Here is an 8,263-nt window from a genome sequence, read left to right as displayed (position 1 = left end):
CAAGGTGTGGTGAAGATATCAAAGTGGAAATACCCGTTCCCATCTCGAACACGGAAGTCAAGCACTTTAGAGCCGACGATAGTTAAAACAAAATAGGTCATCGCCACGCAAAACAAAAAAGGAACTCAAAGAGTTCCTTTTTTTGTCCATTGTTATTTAATTACAAGAAAAAAACAGAATCCAACGACTCTGTTTTTTATTGCTTATCAATTTTATTTCATCAATATATAAATTGATTATAAGTTTGTTTTATATAAGGGATAACAAAATCTTTCTTTAAAACTTTTGTTTGATAAATGGCTCAGGTATATGCAAAATAATTTACAAAGAACATATATCTAAAACATTCAGTTAAATCCATCTGTAAGTGTTTACTAATTGTTTGGACATAGAACTCTTGTTGTTCAAAAGAATCAATACAACGGATGAAATTAAAGATATCATAGTTGATAAAACCGTAACTAGCCAGCTCAAAATCAATTACCTGGAATAAATTAGTAGCTTGGTTAGTTAGGATATTAAAAATTGATAAATCGTTATGACACAGCACGATAGGACTATGTTCTAATAAGGATTGATAAAATGATAGAAAACCTGTTTGATATTGGTCTTGGGGGGCATATGAAACATACTGTAAATAATCAAAATATCTTTTATGAGCGATTAAATTAACTATTTCATTGTGTTGTAAATCATCAATAAATGTTCATAGTGACTCAAAATACCAGTCGTTAATTTTCGTATCATCAGCGGTTATTATACGGGGAGTGATTAAATGATGCGTAATGGTATTGTAATAATGAGGAAATTTAAAATAATAAGTGAACAATAATGGTTCGTAAGGATTTAATTCAGCTTTTTTAACGCGAACGTAATAGACTTGTTCGTCGTATAAACAAGAATAAACATGATTAGTTCAAGCCCAATCATGTTTATTGTTTAAATCATGTTCTTGTGATAAAAAATGATCTAGATATTTTTTTAGTTTCATTAGTCTAAATTTTTAAAGAAATGAATTACTTGATCCTTGAATTTTTTTAATTCCTCAGCGTTATACTCTACGCAATTATGGTATGTAAATGTTTCTTTGATGTTTGTTTTAACAGTTTTAAGCATCCCGTTCATGTTATTTAAATAATCATCAACACTAAAACCACTGGCTTTTTCGCCTTCTCTTTGATAATGAGCTTCTGTACGCCCGGTTGTTACAATCTTATAAACATCACGCCCTGATATATCAAATGGTTTAGTTCTTCAAACCTCAGCAAAGTAACGAGACAATGATCATGGCATGTTAAATCAGTTGATGGTAAATAAAAAGATAATTCGATCATATTGATAAATAAAATCTTTTTCTTTTTCAAAATCAAATGGTTGACGAGCGTCTAAAAAACGCGTATCGAAATTAGTCTCTTTTTGAAAAGCTTCGAATAAATATTTAGTATGAAGTGATTCATCAGGACATATTCGAGCATATAAAACAATAGTTTTTTTCATAGCATTCCTTTTCTTATTTTTCATTAAACTATTTAATATTATAAAGAAAACACAGACAATACTTACATGTATCCCTATGATTTTTCAAAAAGATTGGTTGTAAATAACTACCAAAGAAAAGGTTTTTAACCAAAGAAAAGGTTTTTAGATAAAAGAAAACTCTAGAGCGAACCCTAGAGTTTTTTTATATGATTATCTTTTGATTATAAACATAAAATAATCGATGATTAGTTAGCTGCAGTAGCAGCTTTGTTTAAAGCTTTCATCGTTCTTGATTTTAAACGTGCAGCTTTGTTTTTATGAATAACACCTTTTGATGCAGTTTTGTCAATGACTGAGTAAGCAATTGCTGAATTTTCAACTTTTTCTGAATTGCGTACTTTCTTAACTACTGTACGTAATTTTGACATTTTTGAATGGTTTTGTTTACGCACTTTTTCATTGTGTCGATAAGATTTTTCATTTGATACAATATTAGCCATATAATCGCCTCCTCAGTTTTTTTATGTTTATATAAGCTTTTAAAGTCTTTAATAATTATAGCACAAAAAATGTTCTTTTTTTACTTAATCAATTAATAGTGACCTCATTTTAGAAATTCAATGGATCGATAAGACATTTAATATTTTATAATAAACAACTCAAGCTTTATTATTATAAATAATAGAATTAATTATATCAGCATTTATAACATAAAATAGGCGTCTTTTTAGTGGTATAATCATAAAATAGACATGTAATAAGAATGCGAGTTTAGAATGCCATTTATCAAAAAATATAATCAAGATTTTACGTTAAAGGATGATCGAATTATTTTAAATAAAAAATACTACAACGATCACCATAAAAATTTTAAAAAAATTACAGGAAGCCGATTAGGTGAAATTCTAGGTGTTGGCGAATATGCATCACCAGTTAAAGCTTGATGTGCTATGGTAGGTATTTATCGTGAAGAGATTGACCCTATTCATGCTAATGCAGGAAATGTAATTGAACGTAAAGTGTTTGACTTAGTTAATGCTAATACAGATTATCAATTTGTTGCTTACAATCCGAAAGATATTGGATTCGATGCTTTCAAAGAAAATTCTGTTTTCGGGGGTATTCCTGATGGCGAACCAATTAACGAACAAGGTGAAATTGATTACTCAAAAGGACCAATGTTAGAAATTAAAACTTCTTCCATTGATAAGTTTTTATATGAAATGGTTGACGAAATTCCTGTTTTAAGAAAAGATGAAAACAATCGTCCAATAGTTAAAACTCCTAACGAAAAATATTTAAGTTGGTTTAATGCTGATAAAGAAATTCAGATTCCAGTTAATTACCAATTGCAATTAGGTTTATATTTATATTTAAGAAAACAAACTCACGGACTTTTTGCAGTAACTTTTTTAACCACAGACGACTATATGAATCCAAATGCCTATGATCCTAAAACACACGAGATTTTTTTAGCGAATTTTCAAGTCGATCTACAACAGTTTGAACAACAAATTTATACACCAGCTAAACAATGATATGAAGATTACATTGTTAATGGATTTTCACCAAAATTAACACCTAGAGACAAGAGATGATTTGAAGTATGAAAAGACAAATAATTTATATTAAATACGGTGAATTAACTTTAAAAGGTAAAAATCGCCAGAATTTCGTTCAATGTTTAGGACGCAATATTAAAAAAGCTTTAGCTGAATTCGCTAACTTAACCTTTCATATTGCTTATGATTTTGCTTTAATTGATAATTTTGAAAACGAAGATCAAGAAAAAATTATAACGATATTAAAACAAGTTAATGGAATCGCACATTTTAGTTTTGCCTATAAAATTCCTAAAGATTTAATTTTAATTAAAGAAACATGTGCAGAAATATTGGCCGATCAAAAGAAAACGTTTAAAGTCGAAGTGAAACGTAAAGACAAAACGTTTCCAGTTAATTCAGATGATTTAAAACGGATTATTGCAGGCCATATTTTAACAACGAATCAAATGGTTAAAGTGGATATACATCATCCAGATATTTTAATTAATGTTGATGTTAATTATGAAGATTGTTATGTTTATTATTTAAAAATAGAAGGTGCACGTGGTTTACCTGTAGGTATCAACGGAAAAGCATTGGTTTTATTATCTGGTGGAATTGATTCCCCAGTAGCGGCACGTTTGGTTATGAAACGAGGAATCAGTGTGGACTTTATTACGTTTGTAACACCACCACACACTTCGGAAAACGCTTTACAAAAAGTTAAAGATTTAACTAAATTAATTACCATGGATAATAAGTTGTGCAATTCACATTTATATATTTGTAACTTTACACCTATGTTAGAAGAAATTTCACATATTTCCAAAACAAACTATCGAATTATTTTAATGCGTCGTTATTTTATGCGAATCGCTAAACATATTGCCCAAGCTAATAAATGTGATTTTTTAGTAACGGGTGAATCATTGAACCAAGTAGCAAGTCAAACAACAAACTCAATGAAGGTGATCTCACAAGCTATTGATGATTACTTGATTGTACGACCGTTAATTACTTATGATAAGAACGAAATTATTGATTTAGCTATTAAATATAATACATATGAAACGAGTATTTTACCTTATGATGATTCGTGTGCAGCCTTTGCTCCTCCGTCGCCGACAACTTCTCCCAAATTAGAGACGGTGATTAATTTGGAACAAGAATCGATTGTTATTGATGGCATTCTTGAATCAACCCTTAAAAACCACATTCAAAAAATAAATGTAAAGGAGTAGATATGATTAATATTAATTATCTAACAGCAGCTGAAGAATGAATTAAACACACACAAGGATTTAGTAAGGCGAGTATTTTTGTACATAAAAATCCGGATTGCGACGCCTTAGGAAGCGCTTTCGCTTTGGCACGTATCTTGCGTTTAAATGCTTTCTGATTAGATGTTAAAATTGTAGGTATGAATACCTTAGATGAAAAAGATTTTAAAAATTTATTTGAACTTACAGACGAAGAAGTTGGCTTAGATTTTATTAAGGAATCAGTTGGTTTTATTGTAGATACAGCCAATAGTGAACGCGTGCTTTCTAACTTGCATACTTTTTGTAAGAAAACAATTTTAATCGATCATCATGTCAAAAATCCCACTTACACAGATTTTATGTATATAGATGATACTTCTATAGCGGCTTGTGAAATGATTGGCCTAGCACTAAAAAATAGTAGTCTGAACTATGATTTAAAAACCCTGGAGTATTTATTTATTGGTTTATGTACAGATTCTAATCGTTTAATGTATGACAAGGTAGATGATGACACTTATAATTTAATGGGTTGATTTTACAAAAATGGTGTAAAACATCAAAAAATATATAACCAGTTATATGCTCGTAATTTCCAAGAAGCTTTATTTGATGCACAACTCATGACTAAAATGGTAATCGATGAAAACGTTGGTTATTTATTAGTACAACCAGAATGAAATGAAATTTATAATTTCGATCGTTGAGGGGAAAAAGTTAATTTGTTAGCTAGTGTGCGAGAGGCTAAAATCTGATTCGTCATTTATTATGTGCCAGAGGATCAACATTATAAGATTTCCTTACGCTCTGCAGACTATCCGATTCGTTTAGTGGCTAATGAATATAACGGTGGCGGTCATGATTTAGCGGCCGGCTGTTATTTAGACTCACTTGATCAACTGCCAAACTTTATTCAGAATTTAAAAAACTTTATAATAAATATTGATGCCAAAAAGGAGTAATTTATGATAAACGATAGAAAGAATGACAATGTAACCTCTGTTTTTGATCCAAACGATCTTTTCGAGGAACGACCTTTGCATGAACAAACAATCGAAGAATTACAATACCAATTAGATTACGAAGATTTAGATCCTAAGAAACGTAAACAAATTAAGGATTTAATTCGTGCTAAAGAAAAACAAAAATAATGAAATTAGCAAATCTTAATGCGCATTCATACTATTCTTTATTATCTTCAACAATTAGTGTTGAAGATTTAGTTTTGTTTGCTCAAGAAAACCAAATGACACATGTTTGTTTAACGGACTTAAACAATATGTATGGAGCCATTGAATTTTATGATTTAGCTGTTAAAGCTCATTTGCAACCCGTACTTGGGATTGAAATTAATTACAAAAACAACCAAATAATCGTCATTGCTAAAAATTATCAAGGTTATTTGCAACTAATGCAAATTTCTTCACACGTCATGTTAGAAGAGGACTTTGATTTACAAATTAATGACGATATTTTTATTATCCGTAAAAAGGGTGATTTAAACTATACCCATGCTAATTTTTATGTTGCAGATGATTTATCAGCCTCTAATTATATTGCTTGTCATAGCGCATATTTTCAAGAAGAGAAAGACTTTTTAGCATACACAGGTTTATTAGCTATTAAAAACAATACATTGTTAGAAAAAATCCAACCGGAAGTGCAAAATAGTGATGCTTACTTATATAACGAGGAATTACTAATAAGCAATTATTTACCTACAGGAATTGAAAATTTAAAACAATTATTGAAACAAGTGGATTTAGTAATTCCTAATCTGCCAATGAATATCCCTGTTTTTCAAGCTGATAAAAAAATTACATCAGCTAGTTTATTACATAAAATGTGTTTGGACGGCTTAATGAAACGAATCGGGGTTGATCACCCTCAAATTGATCTTTATCGCCAGCGTTTAGATTACGAATTAGATGTCATTAGTTCCAAAAAATTTGAAGACTACTTTTTAATTGTTGCTGACTTTATTAATTATGCGAAAGACCATGATATATTGATTGGACCAGGCCGTGGAAGTGCTGCTGGATCACTGGTTGCATATTGTATGGAAATTACTGACGCTGATCCAATTAAATATAATTTGTTATTTGAACGTTTTTTAAATCCCAAAAGAAAAACAATGCCCGATATAGATACCGACATTATGGATCGTAAACGGGATGATGTTTTGGAATATATCTTTAATAAATATACGAATGAACATACAGCCTATATTATTACTTTCCAAAGAATTAAAATTAAAACAGCCATTCGTGATACTGGCCGAATTTTAGAAATTAATTTAAAAACTATTAACGAAATCTGTAAGAAAATTGATCAACTAAAAGATCCAAATGATCTTCAAGAAATTACAAGTAAGCTACACGAGTACGATGAACGTCACCCTCAATTATTTAAATTAGCTTTTAAATTAATTAATATTCCGCGAAATGTAGGAACACACGCTGCGGGAATCATTTTATCAAATAGTCCTTTACGTACAAGAATTCCTTTACAAAAAGGGATGAATGACCGCTATTTATCTCAATATAGCATGGAATATCTAGAACGTTTTGGGTTAATTAAAATGGATTTATTGGGCCTAACAAACTTGACATTTTTATATGATATTCAAAAGTTATTAATCACAAATTACAATGAACATATCGATTTATTGAATATTAACGAGCATGACCTAAATGTTCTTCATGATCTTGGTCAAGGCAAAACTTTAGGTATTTTTCAATTAGAGTCACCAGCCATGACGAATCTAGTCAAAAAGATTAATCCCCAAAGTATTGAAGATATATCAATCGCCTCTGCACTTTTACGTCCTGGAGCACAAGAACAAATTTATCAATATTTAAAAAATCGAAAAGAACCACATAAGATATTTTATGAAAATATGGACATCAAAACGATTTTAGAACCGACACACGGTATTATTGTGTACCAAGAACAAGTGATTCAATTAGTTCAATTAATTGCACGTTTTGATGCAGCTAATGCCGATTTGTTCCGTCGAGCTATTTCAAAAAAAGACAACGAACAACTGCTAGCTTTACAATCGGATTTTATGAAGAACGCAGAAGCTAATGGGTATTCAAAACAACAAGCACAAAAATGATACGACTATATTATGCGTTTTGGTAATTATGGATTTAATCATTCGCATTCCTTAGCTTATTCACTAATTAGTTATTGATTAGCTTATTTAAAACGTCATTACCCGTTAGAGTTTTTTGTATCTTTATTAAACACGCAAGGCAATAATAAAAATAAAATTCTGAACTATTTTCAAGAAGCTCAAACTTATCGAATTAAGATTAAACCAATCGATATTTGCTTAAGTCAGGTGGATTTTAGTATCAACGTCCACGATAAGAGTATTTATTTTGGTTTGCAATCGATTAAAGGATTTGGTTCCGAAACTTGTCAAAAAATTATTCAAGCTGACCGTAATACCAAAAATTATTGAGACTGCTTTGTAAATTTAAAAGCTAACAAGGTAACCTTGGCCAATATGATTGTCTTAATTAGTTTAGGTGCTTTTGATCGTTTTGGTATATCACGTAAATTTTTAATTGCTAATTTAGAGAAAAATTTTACGGTCCTAGAACTTATTAAGGATGGTTTCTTTAGCTTTGAAAAACAATTGGCGGAAGAGGAATTTAATCTCGCATCCAATCAAGAATTCGTCTCATTTGAAAAAGAATACTTGGGATTTGCATGAAAAGATTTAGCGATCCAAACAACCCCATTATTGTTGAATCAATTTATCCAAGTGGAAGTTGTTGGTTGCGAGTGACGAACAAACGCTAAAAAACAAAATTATGCGATTGTTTTTATTAAATATAATGAGCAGGTTTTTAATTGTTATTGTCGATTGAAAGTGGATTGACAAAAAGATCAATTTTACAATGTGATAATTGTGCAACACCAAACATACTATATTATTGATAAGATCCAAAAGGAGGAATAAAA

At 30.2% G+C, this 8,263-nt stretch carries 8 protein-coding genes and 1 rRNA gene; 6 read left to right on the top strand and 3 right to left on the bottom strand.

Going from position 1 to position 8,263, the window contains the following annotated elements; genetic code table 4:
* Positions 1–5: 5 nt before the first annotated feature.
* Positions 6–109: ribosomal RNA gene (gene rrf / locus OF376_RS02370) — 5S ribosomal RNA — on the top strand.
* 87 nt (positions 110–196) lie between these two features.
* Here rrf and OF376_RS02365 read toward each other — a convergent pair.
* The 3 genes from OF376_RS02365 to rpsT form a co-directional block, all read right to left on the bottom strand.
* A complete protein-coding gene (locus OF376_RS02365; protein WP_263821921.1) occupies positions 197–991 on the bottom strand; it encodes a phosphotransferase in 795 nt (264 codons plus the stop codon).
* The gene (locus tag OF376_RS02360) at positions 991–1,497 is read right to left on the bottom strand and encodes an NAD(P)H-dependent oxidoreductase (RefSeq protein ID WP_263821920.1); all 507 of its coding nucleotides are present in this window, start codon (positions 1,495–1,497) and stop codon (positions 991–993) included. Before OF376_RS02360 ends, OF376_RS02365 begins: the two co-directional genes overlap by 1 nt.
* A 227-nt stretch (positions 1,498–1,724) precedes the next feature.
* Positions 1,725–1,979: a 30S ribosomal protein S20 gene (gene rpsT / locus OF376_RS02355; protein ID WP_263821919.1), complete on the bottom strand. Its 255-nt coding sequence runs from the start codon at positions 1,977–1,979 to the stop codon at positions 1,725–1,727.
* A gap of 276 nt (positions 1,980–2,255) precedes the next feature.
* On the opposite strand from rpsT, the gene OF376_RS02350 reads away from it, so the two are divergent.
* The 5 genes from OF376_RS02350 to dnaE are packed head-to-tail and all read left to right on the top strand — an operon-like array spanning position 2,256 to position 8,261.
* On the top strand, positions 2,256–3,101 hold the full coding sequence (locus OF376_RS02350; protein ID WP_263821918.1) for an MPN551 family DNA-binding protein: 846 nt from the start codon (positions 2,256–2,258) through the stop codon (positions 3,099–3,101).
* Complete coding sequence (thiI, locus tag OF376_RS02345) at positions 3,086–4,264, top strand: tRNA uracil 4-sulfurtransferase ThiI (protein WP_263821917.1); 1,179 nt, start codon at positions 3,086–3,088, stop codon at positions 4,262–4,264. Before OF376_RS02350 ends, thiI begins: the two co-directional genes overlap by 16 nt.
* A 2-nt stretch (positions 4,265–4,266) precedes the next feature.
* Complete coding sequence (locus tag OF376_RS02340; protein ID WP_263821916.1) at positions 4,267–5,247, top strand: DHH family phosphoesterase; 981 nt, start codon at positions 4,267–4,269, stop codon at positions 5,245–5,247.
* A gap of 3 nt (positions 5,248–5,250) precedes the next feature.
* Positions 5,251–5,436: a hypothetical protein gene (locus OF376_RS02335; protein ID WP_263821915.1), complete on the top strand. Its 186-nt coding sequence runs from the start codon at positions 5,251–5,253 to the stop codon at positions 5,434–5,436.
* Entirely contained in the window at positions 5,436–8,261 is a 2,826-nt protein-coding gene (dnaE, locus tag OF376_RS02330) for a DNA polymerase III subunit alpha (RefSeq protein WP_263821914.1), read from the top strand. The genes OF376_RS02335 and dnaE overlap by 1 nt, the downstream gene beginning before the upstream one ends.
* Positions 8,262–8,263 lie beyond the last annotated feature (2 nt).

This window comes from Ureaplasma miroungigenitalium (genome assembly GCF_025780085.1).
GTDB lineage: Bacteria > Bacillota_I > Bacilli_A > Mycoplasmatales > Mycoplasmoidaceae > Ureaplasma > Ureaplasma miroungigenitalium.
The sequence above is the reverse complement of the archived record's forward strand: the minus strand, read 5'-3'. Positions and strand labels throughout refer to the sequence as shown.